The organism is Zobellia laminariae, from assembly GCF_030553095.1.
Lineage (GTDB): Bacteria > Bacteroidota > Bacteroidia > Flavobacteriales > Flavobacteriaceae > Zobellia > Zobellia laminariae.
This window is the reverse complement of the sequence record NZ_CP130738.1, coordinates 4,277,323-4,293,051: the sequence shown is the minus strand read 5'-3', so window position 1 is coordinate 4,293,051 and position 15,729 is coordinate 4,277,323. Positions and strand designations below refer to the sequence as shown.

The 15,729-nt window shown below is 37.4% G+C and carries 13 protein-coding genes and 1 pseudogene; 13 read left to right on the top strand and 1 reads right to left on the bottom strand.

The features are described 5' to 3' along the window. Positions 1-8 precede the first annotated feature (8 nt). From Q5W13_RS20655 to Q5W13_RS20645, 3 genes are all read left to right on the top strand, one after another. Positions 9-563, top strand: coding sequence for a hypothetical protein (locus Q5W13_RS20655; RefSeq protein ID WP_304444327.1), 555 nt, complete (start codon positions 9-11; stop codon positions 561-563). Beyond that, positions 560-1,765 carry a dipeptidase gene (locus tag Q5W13_RS20650; protein WP_304444326.1) on the top strand — a complete coding sequence of 402 codons (1,206 nt, stop codon included), beginning with the start codon at positions 560-562 and terminating at the stop codon, positions 1,763-1,765. The genes Q5W13_RS20655 and Q5W13_RS20650 overlap by 4 nt, the downstream gene beginning before the upstream one ends. A 244-nt stretch (positions 1,766-2,009) precedes the next feature. Beyond that, entirely contained in the window at positions 2,010-3,101 is a 1,092-nt protein-coding gene (locus tag Q5W13_RS20645) for an amidohydrolase family protein (RefSeq protein WP_304444325.1), read from the top strand. A gap of 124 nt (positions 3,102-3,225) precedes the next feature. Here Q5W13_RS20645 and Q5W13_RS20640 read toward each other — a convergent pair whose 3' ends face one another. Continuing rightward, entirely contained in the window at positions 3,226-4,617 is a 1,392-nt protein-coding gene (locus Q5W13_RS20640; RefSeq protein ID WP_304444324.1) for a right-handed parallel beta-helix repeat-containing protein, read from the bottom strand. Positions 4,618-4,921: 304 nt separating this feature from the next. On the opposite strand from Q5W13_RS20640, the gene Q5W13_RS20635 reads away from it, so the two are divergent. The 10 genes and pseudogenes from Q5W13_RS20635 to Q5W13_RS20585 all read left to right on the top strand — a co-directional run bounded on the left by Q5W13_RS20635 (position 4,922) and on the right by Q5W13_RS20585 (position 15,727). Beyond that, a complete protein-coding gene (locus tag Q5W13_RS20635) occupies positions 4,922-6,415 on the top strand; it encodes a CotH kinase family protein (RefSeq protein WP_304444323.1) in 1,494 nt (497 codons plus the stop codon). A 295-nt stretch (positions 6,416-6,710) separates the two neighbouring features. Next, positions 6,711-8,042 (top strand): TolC family protein, encoded by a 1,332-nt coding sequence (locus Q5W13_RS20630; RefSeq protein WP_304444322.1) that lies wholly within the window; start codon positions 6,711-6,713, stop codon positions 8,040-8,042. A gap of 5 nt (positions 8,043-8,047) precedes the next feature. After that, positions 8,048-9,267: pseudogene (locus Q5W13_RS20625) on the top strand (efflux RND transporter periplasmic adaptor subunit). Positions 9,268-9,269: 2 nt separating this feature from the next. Beyond that, positions 9,270-10,013 (top strand): ABC transporter ATP-binding protein, encoded by a 744-nt coding sequence (locus tag Q5W13_RS20615; RefSeq protein ID WP_304444319.1) that lies wholly within the window; start codon positions 9,270-9,272, stop codon positions 10,011-10,013. Between the two features lie 2 nt (positions 10,014-10,015). Then, on the top strand, positions 10,016-11,236 hold the full coding sequence (locus Q5W13_RS20610; RefSeq protein WP_304444318.1) for an ABC transporter permease: 1,221 nt from the start codon (positions 10,016-10,018) through the stop codon (positions 11,234-11,236). A 5-nt stretch (positions 11,237-11,241) separates the two neighbouring features. Continuing rightward, on the top strand, positions 11,242-12,276 hold the full coding sequence (locus tag Q5W13_RS20605; RefSeq protein WP_038232902.1) for a sensor histidine kinase: 1,035 nt from the start codon (positions 11,242-11,244) through the stop codon (positions 12,274-12,276). Beyond that, on the top strand, positions 12,277-13,011 hold the full coding sequence (locus Q5W13_RS20600; protein WP_304444317.1) for a LytR/AlgR family response regulator transcription factor: 735 nt from the start codon (positions 12,277-12,279) through the stop codon (positions 13,009-13,011). Positions 13,012-13,151: 140 nt separating this feature from the next. Then, complete coding sequence (locus tag Q5W13_RS20595) at positions 13,152-13,658, top strand: GreA/GreB family elongation factor (RefSeq protein ID WP_304444316.1); 507 nt, start codon at positions 13,152-13,154, stop codon at positions 13,656-13,658. A 167-nt stretch (positions 13,659-13,825) separates the two neighbouring features. Beyond that, positions 13,826-14,272 carry a KTSC domain-containing protein gene (locus tag Q5W13_RS20590; protein ID WP_304444315.1) on the top strand — a complete coding sequence of 149 codons (447 nt, stop codon included), beginning with the start codon at positions 13,826-13,828 and terminating at the stop codon, positions 14,270-14,272. A 123-nt stretch (positions 14,273-14,395) separates the two neighbouring features. Continuing rightward, positions 14,396-15,727, top strand: coding sequence for a DEAD/DEAH box helicase (locus Q5W13_RS20585; RefSeq protein WP_304444314.1), 1,332 nt, complete (start codon positions 14,396-14,398; stop codon positions 15,725-15,727). The last annotated feature ends 2 nt before the right edge of the window (positions 15,728-15,729 follow it).

Below are 15,729 nucleotides of genomic sequence, written 5' to 3'. Positions count from 1 at the left end.
CTAATAATATGATTGAAAGCTATCTAAATTTTGTAAAAGAATATCCACTTCTGTCTAGTGCGGTGCAAATTGGTATTCTGGGTACTATAGGAGAACTTATTGCAGTCCGTATACGGTTAAAAAGATGGTATTTTTTTGGTCCAGGTCCCGTTAAGCTATTTTTGAAAATGCTGGTGTGGGCCTTTCTTGGTATCACTTTTAAATATGCCTTTACAGGCTTCTTTGCTTATATAGATGCTATAATTGCTAAAGGCTGGTGGTTTAATGTGGCAAAGGGCAGTTTCTTTTATGCGCTATCGGTTTCCTTTTTTGCCAATATAATCTATGGTCCCGTATTCGTAACTTTTCACAGGTTTACGGATAACAAAATAGAAGGCAAGGAAATGGATTGGAATAGCCTTACCAAAGCATGGTGGTCCCTTGTTTGGTTTTGGATTCCGGCCATGACAACCGTATTCATCCTACCTAAACATTTACAAATAGGTTTACTGTCCTTATGGAATATTGCCTTAGGTATCATGCTTGGCTACTTTGCAGTACAATCTCAAAAGAATAAGGAATGACATCAAAACGAAGAAATTTTATAAAAAAAATGGGGGCTACAGTAGCCGGTATATCGGTTATGCCGCTCAGTGCTAATCATGAACCCAATGTACAGAAAAGCAAGATCACGCTAAAGGAAAGAAAAGAACTAAAGAAGTATTCTGCCAAGGCCAAACAATTGATTAATGAAACGGCTTGTATAGATATGCTGAGCACGTTTGGAGATGATTATCATAAAAGAGATGGCAAATCACTTACGGAGCTTTGGGAGACGGTTCCAGGTTCATTTACTAAAGAAGATTATCAGTTTGTACGAGACGCTGGAATGAACGTTTTTGGTTGGGGAAATATGATTCCTGCTTATGACGACATGCTCAAGTTTATGGCCGTTCAAAATGGAATAATAGCTTCAAACCCTCAGTATTTTGAACGTATTGATAGTAAGTCTAAACTTGAAAATTTATCGTCTTCAAAGAAGATAGGCATGCTAATGACCAATCAGGAAAGCAGCCATTTTAGAACAGTAGATGATGTAAACCTGTTTTACGGTTTAGGACAACGTGTATCCCAATTAACTTATAACGGTAAAAACAGATTGGGTTGTGGCGCTTTTGAAGATGTAGACACTGGTATTACCGAATTTGGGAAACAAATAGTGCGTAGAATGAATGAAGTGGGTATGGGCGTAGATGTATCGCATTGTGGTGATATGACCACTCTTGGTGGCATTGAAGCTTGCGAAGGAGTACCCGCACTTATTACCCATGGGGGGTGCCGTACCATAGCCAAAGGTTTGGCAAGGTCAAAAACGGATGAAGCCATAAAAGCAATGGCAAAAACTGATGGCGTTATTGGTATTCCTATTTTACGATTTATGGTAAGTGAAAAAGAACCTGTTTATATAGAAAATTTCTTAAACCATATAGATTACGTAGCGCAGTTGGTGGGTATTGACCATGTAGGTATAGGTAGTGATCAAGGGCTATATACTGAAGATTATGCCGATTTACAATTGAGAAAAGATACGCTGGAAAATGCACCGGCAAAGTACCAATGCCACACCAATGAAGATTATTTGTTGACCATAGAAAAACTGAATCACCCATTCAGGGTATACGACATTGCCGAAGGTTTAATCAAAAAAGGCTACAAGGACGAACACATAAAAATGGTGTTGGGAGATAATTTCAAACGTGCACTCAGTAAAATATTCAAACAGTAAACTTAACCTCTCTTAAAATGAAAAAAATCACTTTATTATTTGCTGCACTTCTATTATACACCGCCGCCCATTCACAGAAGCAGATAAAGCCAGTCCTACCTATGTCGTTTTAAAAAATGCAACTATAATTGATGCGGTTTCTGATACGGGAAAAACGGGAAGTCTGCTGATAAAGGATGATAGAATAGAAACAATTTCTTATGACGGCGCTACAACATCTCCAAAAGGGGCTATTGTTTATGATTTGAAAGGAAAGTATATCATTCCCGGTTTAATTGATGCGCATGTTCATATTACTCATGGTACGTTAAAAGAGGCCCAGAATCAGCTAAACACAGCTTTAAAAGCTGGGGTAACGGGTGTGCGTGACATGGGAGGTGATGGACGGATGCTTACATTGTTGAAGAAGAATATGAAAATAGGAGAAGACATTGGATCTGATGTTTTCTTTTCGACCATAATTGCAGGACCTGAATTTTTTGCGAGTGACCCACGCCCACAAGAAGTTGCCAAAGGTGCAAAAGCGGGTGAAGTTTCTTGGCAAAAAGCCATTACCGACACCACGGATTTGAGACAAGCCGTAGCAGAAGCCAAAGGCTTAGAGGCGACCGCGATTAAGGTATACCTAAACGTTGATAAATACTTATTTAAAAAAATTGCAACAGAAGCCAAAAGACAAAACTTAAAGGTCTGGGCACATGGGGTAGTGCCTCCCACAAAACCATTGGATATTACAAACGGAGGTGCAGACGTTATGTCTCATGCCGGGTCGCTTTTGCAATACCAAATGGCTAAAGGGGAAATAAAGGGAAGACATGATTTTGAGTCTAGAGAAAAAGCTGCTGAATGGAAAGCTAAACTAGATGCCATAAAATGGGATAAAAATACGCCAGAAGTAATTCAGCTTTTTGATGCGATGAAAAATAACAACAGCATTTTAGACGCTACGCTGTTCGTGTATTACTATTTCAAAGAAGATATTAAAAATATGTCGGATGAAGCCTTGGGTAAGATTGATGCTTTTAGAGCGGTTACTATTGCTTACGAGCAAGGAGTCAAAATAGGAGCAGGGTCTGATCATATGATTTCCGAAGATGGCACTATAAATCTTCATAAAGAACTTAAACTTTTAACCACAGCAGGCTTATCTAATATAGATGCAATAAGAGCAGCAACTATTGTTAACGCAGAGGGCTTAGGCCAAGAGAAGAACATTGGAACTATAGAAGAAGGTAAAATAGCAAACTTGGTAATCCTAAATACGAACCCCTTAGAAAATATCAGTAACACCCAAGACATTAAATATGTTTTTAAGAGAGGTGTGGTAATACAGTAGTTTTTAGTAAGAAAATAGGTTAGGAGCAGAATCTTTTATAAAGAATACCTCTTCATAAACAACCTACTTAGTAGTCCCCAAGAGAAGGTCAGAACACAAGGTTCTATCTTCTCTTTTTTATTTGCTACCAACCATCCAGCACACATTGCATGGTATACGGTTCTGTTTCTGTTAACGGTAGGTCTTGGAGTTCATCACCTAAATAATTTCCTGTAGCGGTACCTGTGGCATCTTTAAAACGGTAAGACCAACAGTACCTTAGGTTGGTAAACTCTTCAGAATAAGTGACAAGATTATCTATCATTGTTACGTTTTCAAAATCTGAAAAAGCCATAAAGTAACCGTAGAACTTATTACGGCGTACATCTGCATCAGAGCTTTTGTACATGTACATTCCGCAATTATTACAAACATTATCGTGTACATAGGTGGCACGGTTATGTCCTTTGTCACCTCCTCCGGAATACTGAATATAACCCAACCGGCCATTTACGGAACCGGTATCCATAGTAATCGTGTTTCTAGCAATTACGTTATGTGTTTTGTGCCAAGAGACTATAGGTCCATCTATATACGTGTTGCCTTCTCCTTGTTCCAGAATATTATCTAAAATGTAAACATTCTTGCCGCTGGTGTTTACAATGTCTCCGCCTGTATTATGGTGAAAATAATTGTTCTGAATCAAGATATCTTCATCCACACGCCCAGCGCCTTCAATATCGATTCCAAACTGTGGGCTTGTACCATTTATGTGATGAATTTCATTGTCAGTAATTGTTATGCGTGTGCCGCCCACAATAGAAATTCCTTGTCTTCTGTTGTTGTAAATATCGTTATTTGTAAATGTAACATCCGTAGCTTCTAAGACCAAAGAACCATCGCCTGTTGTGTTTCTGATAATCATATTATCTATAAGAACAACATTACTATCGTTCCAAACACAAATACCATGACCTTCATCGTGAGACGTATTTCCATCGCTTTCGCGTGGGGTGAAAATATGGGTATCTCTATCCCCTTGAATAATACCATCCCTAATAATTATATTATCGCCGTCTAAACTAATTACACAGTAGTTCCACTTGTCATTAGTATCTATTTCTAAAATGGCTCCTTCACTAAAAATAAACTCGGTATTGTCATGCACTTCTATTCCGCCTTGGTAAATTTCATTTACATCTTCACCCACTAAATAATTTCCTTCTGGAAGTATTACTTTGCTATAAGCTTCATCATGGGCCCAGTCAATAGCAGCCTGTAAATTAGCTGTGGTTTTAATAGCATCGGTCCCGTCATTAGGAATATCCCATTGTTCTAAATCTATAGTATATTCTTTAGTGTTGGTCAGGCTAGGGGCTTGTGCTTTAAATTCCATCTTTGGCAACCCCTGTCCATCTAAATTTTCTTGGTCAGCTTCAAAAGTATCTTCACCTGAATTTAAATTCAAAACATCCTTTTTACAAGACGTCATAGAGATCATAACAGCAACCAGTAGGTAGAACGATATGTTTTTCATTTGAAACGATTTAAGTTTTGGGTATAAAATCAAACTCAATTTTAAATCGAATAGTATGTGTTATTAGACTTTTTCGATGGACTGCACACACCCAGTAAAATACAGAGATTGACTATGATTACTTGGTGTTTAAACAAAAGGATTAATAGTGTTATTTATAGCATACTGCGATAATCAAAAATGGTTTACAGATTGTATTTGAACATTCACTGAAAACAATGAGGGGTTCACAGATTCTGAAAAATCAACATTGTTTTAATGAGCATCTTTGGATAGAAAATATTAACCTAAAAATAAATTCATAATGAAAAAAGTAAGCCTATTGCTCTTGATGGCAATGCACTTCACATTTTTAATTTCTTGCTCAGATGATGATGTAACTGATGCTGTTGTGGACGATGGAGAAACCACGGAAGAGGTTGTTGATGAAACAGATGACGATGATGCGGAATATGTAGAAACATATGCTGATAGCGATTTTGAAGCAACAGATTGGACAGACTTAACCCATACCAAATCTGCTGATCCTAATTTTGATGTAGTTTTTGAGGACAATACGGTAAAACGTCTTGATCTTGTTATCACAGAAGACAGATGGCAGAGCATGTTAGATGATATGACATCATTATACGGTGAATTTGGTGGCACTGGTGCAGGACCTGGAGCAGGTGGTCCTCCAGCTGGTGGCCAAGGTGGCGGTGGACTTGTAGAAATTGATGAAGACCCCATTTTTGTTCCAGGTGAAGTTTTCTTTGAAGACAAAGAATGGTATCGTGTTGGTCTACGTTTCAAAGGAAATTCCAGCTTGCAATCTAGCTGGTCTGCAGGAATATTAAAATTGTCGTTTAAACTAGATTTTGATGAGTTTGAAGATGAATATCCGCAAATTGACAATCAACGTTTTTATGGTTTCAAAAAACTAAGTCTTAAAAACAACTATAATGACCAGTCTATGCTACGTGAAAAAGTGGCTACAGATTTGTTCAGAGAAGCAGGTTTAGCTAGTTCTCATGCTTCAATTTATGAGGTTTATGTAGACCATGGTGATGGGCCTGAGTATTTTGGTGTATATACTTTGGTTGAAGAAGTAGATGATACGGTAATTGACACCCAATTCTCTGATAATGATGGTAATTTGTATAAGCCTGATGGTGATGGTGCTAGCTTTGCAGATGGTTCTTTTTCTGAAGATGTATTCGTTAAGAAAACTAATGAGGACGAAGCTGATTATTCTGATATAGAAAGCCTTTTTGCTGCTTTACATGCAGATAATCGTACAACTGATCCTGAAGCTTGGCGTGCCAACTTAGAGTCTATTTTTGATACGGAAACATTCTTGAACTATTTAGCAGTGAACACGGTTATCCAAAACTGGGATACGTATGGTAGAATGACACACAACTATTTTCTTTACAACAATCCAGATACAGAAACATTGTCATGGATTCCTTGGGATAATAACGAAGCCTTGCAACGTGGTAATCAAGAAGGGTCTCTAGCTTTAGATTTCTCAGACTTAAATGATACAGAGTGGCCTCTTATAGGATACTTGTATGAAGATGCAACCTACAAAGCAAAATATGATAGCTATGTACAGGAATTTGCGAATAACATTTTTACAGTGAGCGGAATGCAAGCTGAATATGCTGCTTATTCTTCATTGGTAGAGCCTTATGCAACAGCAGAAGTTGAGGGTTATACATTCTTGAATTCTAGCGCAGACTTTCAGGCAGCTATAAGCGAGTTGAACAGTCATGTATCTGAAAGAGCATCGGCAGTTAGTAATTATTTGAATTAGTGAGTTTTTATGTAGCGTGATGATGTAGGAGTTAAATTGGAGAAAAAATCCGGTTGCCATTGGTAACCGGATTTTTTGTGCTTTTATTTTAGAACCTAAACTTTAGCTATACAACCTTTTTATATTGAATAAAAAAATGCTGCCTTTTTGATAGGTTTGCTTTCTGGTCTAGCAGCAAAGATTCCCATCGATAAAAACCGGGGTTTCGTATAGTCAAAAGGGTCAAACTTCTATTCCCTTTTAATATGTATACCTATAGTTTCACCTTTGAAGTGTTAATTAAAAACACGGATAAATGAAACTATATATAATCCTTGCAAGCTTTTTAGTCGCTCAAATTTCTTCCGCTCAAGAGGCGGATTTGATTACGACAGAAAAAGTATGGTCCTTGGAAGACTGTATTACTTACGCCATAGAAAACAACATAACCGTAAAGGATGCAACTTTAAACAAGAATATATCTGAGGTTGATTACAGCAAAGCCAAATCTGCTAGACTACCGGATTTGTTCGGAAGTGCATCACAAGGTTTCTCTAGTGGAACTACTATTGATCCCATTACTAGCGATTATGTGTCCGATGAAATCCATAATACAAATTTGGGTATCAATAGTTCTATGACGTTGTTCAAAGGGAATCAGTTGAGTAATCAAATTAAACAGAACAAATTACTTCTGGAGCAAAGCACTTTACTGGAAGAAGAAGCAAAGAACAGCATTGTTATCAGCATACTAGAAACATATTTACAAACACTTTATAGCAAAGAGGGTATTGCCATAGCGCAGAACAATCTAGCTGCTTCGGAGAAAGAAGTGATTCGCGCTAAATCACGTTTAGATGCGGGTTCGTTCGCTTTAAGTGATTATACAGAGGCGCAAAGTCAAGCTGCTACTAATAAGTACAATGTTATTGCCGCTAAAAATGACTATGCCCAGAACATTATCACCCTAAAACAATTATTGGAGTTATCGCCTTTGGAAACATTGGAAATAGAAACCATAGATGAGAATATGGATTTGATAAATCTAGAACTCAATAAGGAAGCTATTTATACCAATGCTTTGGAGTATTTGCCGGAAGTAGAGGCAAGCAAGGCAAACATTGCTATTAATGAAAAAGAGCTGGATATAGCAAAAGGAGGTTACCTGCCTACCTTATCTCTAATTGGTAGTCTAGGCTCTGGGTATACAAGTATAAACGATAACACATTTGGTGATCAGTTGGATGTCAACTTCAATCAGAAACTAGGCCTAAGCTTAAGCATTCCCATTTTCAACCGAAACCAAACCAAGGCGGCCGTACAAACAGCGACCATAAATATTGAAAAGGCACAATTACAAAAACAAAGTATTGAAAAAGATGTGATTAAAAAGGTAGAAACGGCATATCAAAACGCGGTTTCGTCCCAAGAACAACTTATTGCGGCAGAAGCGTCTCAAGACGCAGCGGAGCAATCCTATAATCTAGCACAGAAAAAATATGAATTAGGTGCTTTGAGCACAACGGATTTGGTCATCAGCCAAAATACCTACACCAATGCACAACAGAACTATTTACAGGCAAAATACTTAAATATTCTTTACCATCAATTATTACAATTCTATCAAGGAAACGACATTAAACTTTAATCAAAATGAAAAATAAAAGAAATATTATTATTGGAGGTATAGCTATAGTGGTAATGGCCATCGTAGCATACGGTTTCATAAACGGAAGTGACGAAGTTGTAATTGAAGCTAAGACAATTGCCGCAAAGAAAGGTGATGTAACTACCATGGTTACGGCTACAGGTACTATTGAACCTATTACACAAGTAGAAGTTGGTACCCAGGTTTCCGGAGTTGTAGAAAAAATATATGTGGATTACAACAGTGAGGTTACCGAAGGACAATTGATAGCGGAGTTGGATAAGACCAATCTTAAAGCATCCAAAACTCAGGCACAAGCCGCATATGACAATGCGGTTAGTCAAAGGGATTATATGAAAACCATATACGACAGACAGAAAACCCTATTTGATAATCAGGTAATTAGTAAGTCGGATTTTGATGATGCACTCTACAATTATCAAACTGCTAAAGGAACGGTAACGCAGCGTTTGTCCGATTTACAGGAAGCAAAAACAAATTTGGAATATGCCAATATTTATTCGCCAATAGACGGTGTTGTGCTTTCAAGGGCCATTGATGAGGGACAGACCGTTGCGGCCAGTTATAGCACACCAACTCTGTTTACAATCGCTCAAGATTTAAAAGAAATGCAGGTTGAGGCTGATGTGGATGAGGCAGATATTGGTGAAGTAAAAGAAGGGCAGCGTGTAAGTTTTACGGTAGATGCGTATCAAGGAAATGTGTTTGAAGGGATAGTTACTCAGGTACGGTTAGACCCAACGGTAACTTCAAATGTAGTAACCTATACGGTTGTAATTAAAGCAGATAACCCTGATTTGAAACTGAAGTAGGTCTTACGGCAACCATTTCTATTTATACTTTAGAATTGAAAGACGTATTGTCCGTTGAGGCCAAGGCAATCAATTTTAAACCAACTCCACCGGAGATGATGGCGTATAACGAGCAACAAAAGTTATCTGTTGACCCTTCAAAAAGAAAACCAAGGGAGAGCGAAGAAGAAAAAACTAAAGTTTGGGTGTACGAAGCTAACGGAGCTATAGTTCCCCAAGAGGTCACATTAGGTGCAAGTGATGGTGTAAACGTTCAGATTTTAAGTGGAATCAATGAAGGAGATAGACTAGTATACAGTTTGAAATCCGCATCTACTAAAGCAACTGTTGCTGAAAGAGGCACAGAGGAGAGTCCGTTTATGCCACAACGCCCAGGAGGTAAAAAGAAATAACCATGAGTAAAAAAATCATTAAAATAGAGGACTTAAAACGTGAGTTTACCATGGGAACCGAAACGGTTCACGCGCTAAGAGGTATTTCGTTTGATATTAAAGAAGGCGAGTTTGTTACCATCATGGGATCTAGTGGTTCGGGAAAAAGTACCCTTTTAAATATTTTAGGGTGTCTGGATCAACCTACAGCTGGGAATTATGAAATAGATGGCGTAAAGGTTAAAAACCTCAGCAGAAACGAATTAGCGACTATACGGAACGAGAAAATCGGGTTTATTTTTCAGTCGTATAATCTGTTGGCCAGAACTTCTGCAATTGAGAATGTAGAATTACCACTCCTGTACAACAGCAGTGTATCAACAGAGGAACGCCGCGAACGCGCTATAAAAGCATTGGAAATGGTGGGTTTAGGGGAAAGGTTACATCATACGCCTTCCCAGCTTTCCGGTGGTCAACAACAGCGTGTGGCCATTGCAAGGTCTTTGGTGAACAATCCAGTTATGATATTGGCCGATGAGGCCACGGGAAACCTGGATACGCGCACTTCTTATGAAATCATGTCTCTATTACAGGAGTTGAACAAAAAAGGAATTACCATCACATTTGTAACGCACGAGCCGGATATTGCCACATTTAGTAATAGAACTATTGTGCTTAAAGATGGAGATATTATGCAAGATTATAAAAATCATGATATACAATCTGCAGCAGAAGAATTAGCAAAATTACCTAAACAAGACGATTAATTATGAGACTATTAAATCTATTTAAAATCGCTTTTAAAGCCATCGTTCTTAACAAAACAAGAACGCTGCTAACCATGTTAGGTATTATCATTGGTGTAGCCTCTGTAATTGCTATGTTGGCTATTGGCGAGGGTTCTAAAGAAAGTATTCGGTCTACTATTTCAAGTATGGGTTCCAATATGATTACCATAAAAGCAGGGTCGGATACACGGGGTGGTGTTAGGCAAGAAGCAAGTATAATGGAATCTCTAACCTTAGATGATTACGAAGCTATCAAAGAACAAGCCACCTTGTTGAGTTATAGTACGCCAATGGTAAATGGTAGTGGTCAGGTCATTAATGGTTCAAATAACTGGCCGTCTACTATTTATGGTGTCAATCCGGATTATTTGAATATTAAGGTTGTTGATTTACAAAGCGGTAGCATGTTTACGGATGCTGAAGTAAAGTCGGCCTCCAAGGTAGCATTAATCGGTCAAACCGTTGTTGATAATATATTTTCTGATGGACAAGAACCGGTAGGGCAGATGATTCGTTTTAATAATATTCCGTTCAAGGTGATTGGAGTATTGGAAGAAAAAGGTGAAAATACCTTTGGTCAAGATCAAGATGATGTGGTAATAGCCCCCTACACCACGGTGCAGAAACGTATTTTGGCCATTGATCACTTGAATCAGGTAATGGCATCGGCTATTAGTGAAGAAGATGCACCACAAGCGGTTATTGAGGTTTCTGAAATTTTACGTACACAACATAAACTAACAGCAACTGAAGAAGATGATTTTCATGTACGGTCTATGGAAGAATTAATTTCTACCTTTAGCTCTACTAGCGAAATGCTTACCATACTGTTAGTGGCAGTTGCTGGTATTTCTCTATTGATTGGAGGAATAGGGATTATGAATATTATGTATGTTTCGGTAAAGGAACGTACCAAGGAAATTGGTTTGCGAATGGCTGTTGGTGGTAAAGGTTCCGATATTTTAATGCAGTTTCTTATTGAGGCTATTTTAATAAGTATTACGGGTGGTGTTTTAGGAGTAATCTTAGGGTTGGGCGCAACGGTCTTTATTGAGAAGTTCTTACATTGGCCCACTAGTGTGGCACTATATTCCATAATCATATCGTTTGTGGTATGTGCTGTCACGGGAATATTTTTCGGATGGTATCCAGCAAGAAAAGCATCGGCTTTAGACCCGATCACGGCATTACGCTATGAATAATAGGTATGTATAAAAACAAAAAAATAATATTCTTTCAGCATTTGTTGATATGGCTTGTCCTGTTCACAATGCCTTATGTATTGTCTTATGGGCAAGAGCAAGACTTGAACCGTTTAGTGGCGCATTACTTAATACCAATGGTATTTTATGCGATAATTTTCTATCTAAATTTCTATATCTTAATAGACAAGTTCTTGTTTCCCAAGAAGACCATTCAGTTTTTTGTTATCAACCTTGTGGTCATTGCTTTATTCATGTTGTTAAAAGAACAGATAGAAGATGCTTTTTTTGAAGGAATAACAAGACGACCGGCCGGTACTGGTGAAAAAGCAGGACCTCCAATTAAGTTATTCATTTATATACAGATGATTACTTATGCGGCACCTTTACTTTTTTCAATAGCTATTAAGACTACCAAAAGATGGGTAAAAACAGAAGCAGAAAAAAAGGAAGCCGATAATTTTAAATTGCAAACGGAATTACAGCATTTACGGTATCAACTGCAACCGCATTTTTTTTTCAATTCATTGAATAACATATATTCTCTAGTTGATATTTCTCCAGATAAGGCAAAGTCTACCATTCATAGCTTAGGGAAGCTCATGCGTTACCTTTTGTATGAAACGAATACGGAATTGGTGCCCCTTTCCAAGGAAATTGAGTTTATGCGCAAGTATATAGATTTAATGAAACTCCGCCTGACGGATAAAACAGAAATAGAATCCAGTTTTCCCGTTAGTGAAAGTCAAATTCAAATTGCGCCCTTATTGTTTATATCATTGATTGAAAATGCTTTTAAACACGGGGTTTCTGCAAACAAGAATAGCATCATTTCTATTGATATGACTACTACGGGAAACGTAGTAGATTTCACAATTGAAAACCATAATTTCCCTAAACAAGACAATGATAAAAGTGGTTCTGGTATTGGGCTGGCTAATCTTGAAAAGCGCTTACAGTTATTATATCCAAATAAACACACTTTTGAAAAGGAACTTAAAGCTGGTGTTTACAGGGTAAATTTAAAATTAGAGACTTAAATGGAAGCTATACAACTCTCATGTATGATTGTGGATGATGAACCCATGGCGCTTAATTTGGTAGAAAGCTATGTGGAGAAAACGCCTTTTCTAAAGCTGAAAAAGAAATGTAGTAGCGCTATTGAGGCACTTCAGTTTATTAAAACGGAAACGGTAGATGTCCTGTTTTTGGATATTCAAATGCCGGACCTTTCAGGACTTGAGTTTTCAAAAATGCTGCCAAAGCATACGCGTGTTGTTTTTACGACGGCTTTTGATGAGTATGCCTTAGAGGGCTTTAAAGTAGAGGCTTTAGACTACTTACTTAAACCTTTTGATTATGCCGAGTTCTTATCTGCAGCAAACAAAGCTCTGGAATGGTTTTCGTTGGTTAAAGGAAATAATCAAACTTCGGTTTCTGATAAAAAGGAGTTTCTTTTTGTAAAATCGGAATACAAACAAGTGCGCATTAAACTGTCTGACGTGCTATATTTTGAGGGATTAAAAGATTACATAAAAATTTGGCTGAAGGACAACCCCAAAGCTATTTTAACGCTTATGAGTTTAAAGTCTTTGGAAGAAGAACTTCCGCAGACCGAATTTATGCGAGTACACCGTTCCTTTATCGTGTCCTTAAAAAATATTGAGGTTATTGAGCGCAGTCAGATTATCATCAATAAACAACGTATTACGGTTTCCGAGCAGTATAAACCTAAGTTCTTAGAGTACATTAATGATAATTCCCTCAATTCTTAAATTGTAGGTTTACTTTCCATCCATTCATCAATCCATCACATTATAATTGTAACCCATCTTGCTTTATTGCGACAAAGATGTGTTGAATATCATCAATTATAAATAGTGATTTCTACTAAATTGTTTTTAAAATTATTTAGATGAGCAGAGGATTTGTAAAAGAAGAAGATCAGGAAGAAATACCAATGGTTCCACCAAGGGCAGATTTGCCAATAGGAGCAACTAATTATGTAACAGAAAACGGGTTACTGAAACTTCTAAACGAAAGAGAAAAATTGATAGGGGATAAGCAATTATCTCATCAGGACAACGAAAAAGAACAGCGCATTGCTACTAACCTAATAAATTCTAAACTTCAATTATTAAATGAGCGGATAACATCTGCGAAGGTCATACATCTTGAAGACCAGCCAAAAAATGAGGTACGTTTTGGAGCTCAAGTTTCATTGTTGATAGGTAATGCAAAATCGCCACAAGAGTTTCAGATTGTTGGTGTGGATGAGGCAAATATTTCTGAGAATAAAATCTCGTTTCTTTCTCCGATTGCTAGAGCCCTAATTTCAAAGAAAGTTAATGATGTGGCTACACTCCAAATAGGAAAAGAAGACCGTTTATTTAAAATTGTAGGTATACGTTATGATAAATAGGGTAACATTCCACGAAATTATTCTATTTTTCCAATCCATTCTATGAATGAAAATGCCTTTTAAAGGCCCTTATTATAAGGTTAATATCACCTATAGTAAAAAACGCAAAATATAACCTAACTCGTTCAAAATAAAGACGTAGCTTCGCGGCTGCAAAAATTAGGTCTATGAAACGCATTAGTCAGTACAAGAAGTTATTCGGAATTGAGAAGGAGATTGAGCTTAAGTCACTTAAGTCAACCTACCGTAATTTGGTAAAAGAATGGCATCCAGATAAATTTCAAGAAGGAGACGCTAAGCGTGAAGAAGCAGAGGTACAAAGCCGTGCTATTATTGACGGGTATCATTTTTTAGTGAGCATTGCTCCTGAAACTCTTGAAGCCAACTTAGAGGCGTATACAGAGACCACAAATTCTGGTATAGCAGATTATGTACATAAAGGAATGTTGCTAGAAATTACTTTTGTAGACGGCGCTACCTATGAGTATTTTGGTGTTACTAAACCTATTTACATCAAAATGGTGAATTCTAACAAATTAAACCGTTTTGCCAAACGTAGTATTTATCCAAAATATACCTACAGAAAATCTAAACGTATACTTCAAGAAGCGTAAACGTTACTTTTTATAGGATTGCATTATAAGGGCTTGTTTTTCAGAGCCCTTTTTCATTTAAATAGTACATCACTTTCCACGATTCTCTTACCACGTGTGATTATCTTTGTTTAAAATTATTTTATGTCTAAATCATTTTCCGCTTTAGGAATTAACGAACAAGTGCTCCAAAGTTTAGCAGATTTAAAGATTTCTGTTCCCACGGATATTCAAAAGAAAACTATTCCTATTCTGTTAAAGCAGAAAGAGGATGTAGTGGCTTTAGCAAAAACGGGAACTGGTAAAACAGTCGCTTTTGGTTTGCCATTGCTTCAGTTGGTAAACACGGAAAATACAGACGTACAAGCTGTAATTTTATCTCCAACACGGGAATTAGGACAACAGATTTATGCCAACTTAGTTTCTTTTGCTGCGCATAGTCCTGCTATTTCTATTGCTTCCGTTTGTGGTGGTATTCCTATAAAACCTCAAATAGAGCGTTTAAAGGAACCTACACATATTATAGTAGCTACACCGGGACGTTTAATAGATTTGATTCAGCGTAAGGCTGTCAGCATTAAAAAATTGAAATTTTTGGTGTTGGATGAGGCAGATGAGATGGTAACGGCTTTAAAAACCGACTTGGACACACTCGCATCAGAGATGCCAAAATCTAGACGGACTTTATTGTTTACGGCTACTATGCCGGGAACTGTAAAGCAACTTGTACAGAATTACATGTCCAAGCATGTGGTGCATATAGAGGCAGATATGGCTCAAATGGGACACCAAGGTATTGATCATAAATACATTGTTGTTGACCCTATTGAAAAGCTAGAAGTTTTACTTCACTTTTTAAATACAAAAGAAGGTGAGCGTGGAATCATTTTCTGTAAGACCAAAGCAGCGGTAAATAAACTAGCTAAGAAATTGGCTATCAATAAATTTTCTTCAGGTTCTATTCATGGTAGTTTATCGCAAGGTATTCGTGATCGTATCATGGGGCAGTTTAGAGAAGGACATATAGATATTCTTGTGGCTACGGATTTAGCAGCTCGTGGTATTGATGTAAAGGAGATTTCCTATGTCGTAAATTACCACCTTCCAGACACCTATGAAGCTTATGTACACCGAAGTGGTCGTACGGCTAGGGCAGGAGCAAAGGGACTTTCTTTGAGTATCATTCAAGAAGATGAACGTGCAGATATTCCTGAGTTTGAAAAAGAATTAGGATTGGTTTTCAATGAGGTTAAAAAGCAAGATGCCCAAGATAGGGAAGAAACTAATTTGGTTCTTTGGGCAAAGAAAATATTCAAGACCAAACCTAATCGTACCGTTTCTGACGAAACAAAAGAAAAAATTAAAACTATTTTCCATCATTTAACGAAAGAAGAATTGATAGAAAAAGTATTGGCCGATCATTTGATGCACAACACTGCGGCTACTCCAAAAATAGACGTACCTCAAAAGAACTAAGC

Excerpts from the sequence above, each read along its gene's own strand:
- Q5W13_RS20655 (WP_304444327.1), top strand. The coding sequence starts at position 9 with ATGATTGAAAGCTATCTAAATTTTGTAAAAGAATATCCACTTCTGTCT.
- Q5W13_RS20610 (WP_304444318.1), top strand. The coding sequence starts at position 10,016 with ATGAGACTATTAAATCTATTTAAAATCGCTTTTAAAGCCATCGTTCTT.
- Q5W13_RS20635 (WP_304444323.1), top strand. The coding sequence starts at position 4,922 with ATGAAAAAAGTAAGCCTATTGCTCTTGATGGCAATGCACTTCACATTT.
- Q5W13_RS20585 (WP_304444314.1), top strand. The coding sequence starts at position 14,396 with ATGTCTAAATCATTTTCCGCTTTAGGAATTAACGAACAAGTGCTCCAA.
- Q5W13_RS20590 (WP_304444315.1), top strand. The coding sequence starts at position 13,826 with ATGAAACGCATTAGTCAGTACAAGAAGTTATTCGGAATTGAGAAGGAG.
- Q5W13_RS20605 (WP_038232902.1), top strand. The coding sequence starts at position 11,242 with ATGTATAAAAACAAAAAAATAATATTCTTTCAGCATTTGTTGATATGG.
- Q5W13_RS20600 (WP_304444317.1), top strand. The coding sequence starts at position 12,277 with ATGGAAGCTATACAACTCTCATGTATGATTGTGGATGATGAACCCATG.
- Q5W13_RS20640 (WP_304444324.1), bottom strand. The coding sequence starts at position 4,617 with ATGAAAAACATATCGTTCTACCTACTGGTTGCTGTTATGATCTCTATG.
- Q5W13_RS20595 (WP_304444316.1), top strand. The coding sequence starts at position 13,152 with ATGAGCAGAGGATTTGTAAAAGAAGAAGATCAGGAAGAAATACCAATG.
- Q5W13_RS20650 (WP_304444326.1), top strand. The coding sequence starts at position 560 with ATGACATCAAAACGAAGAAATTTTATAAAAAAAATGGGGGCTACAGTA.
- Q5W13_RS20630 (WP_304444322.1), top strand. The coding sequence starts at position 6,711 with ATGAAACTATATATAATCCTTGCAAGCTTTTTAGTCGCTCAAATTTCT.
- Q5W13_RS20615 (WP_304444319.1), top strand. The coding sequence starts at position 9,270 with ATGAGTAAAAAAATCATTAAAATAGAGGACTTAAAACGTGAGTTTACC.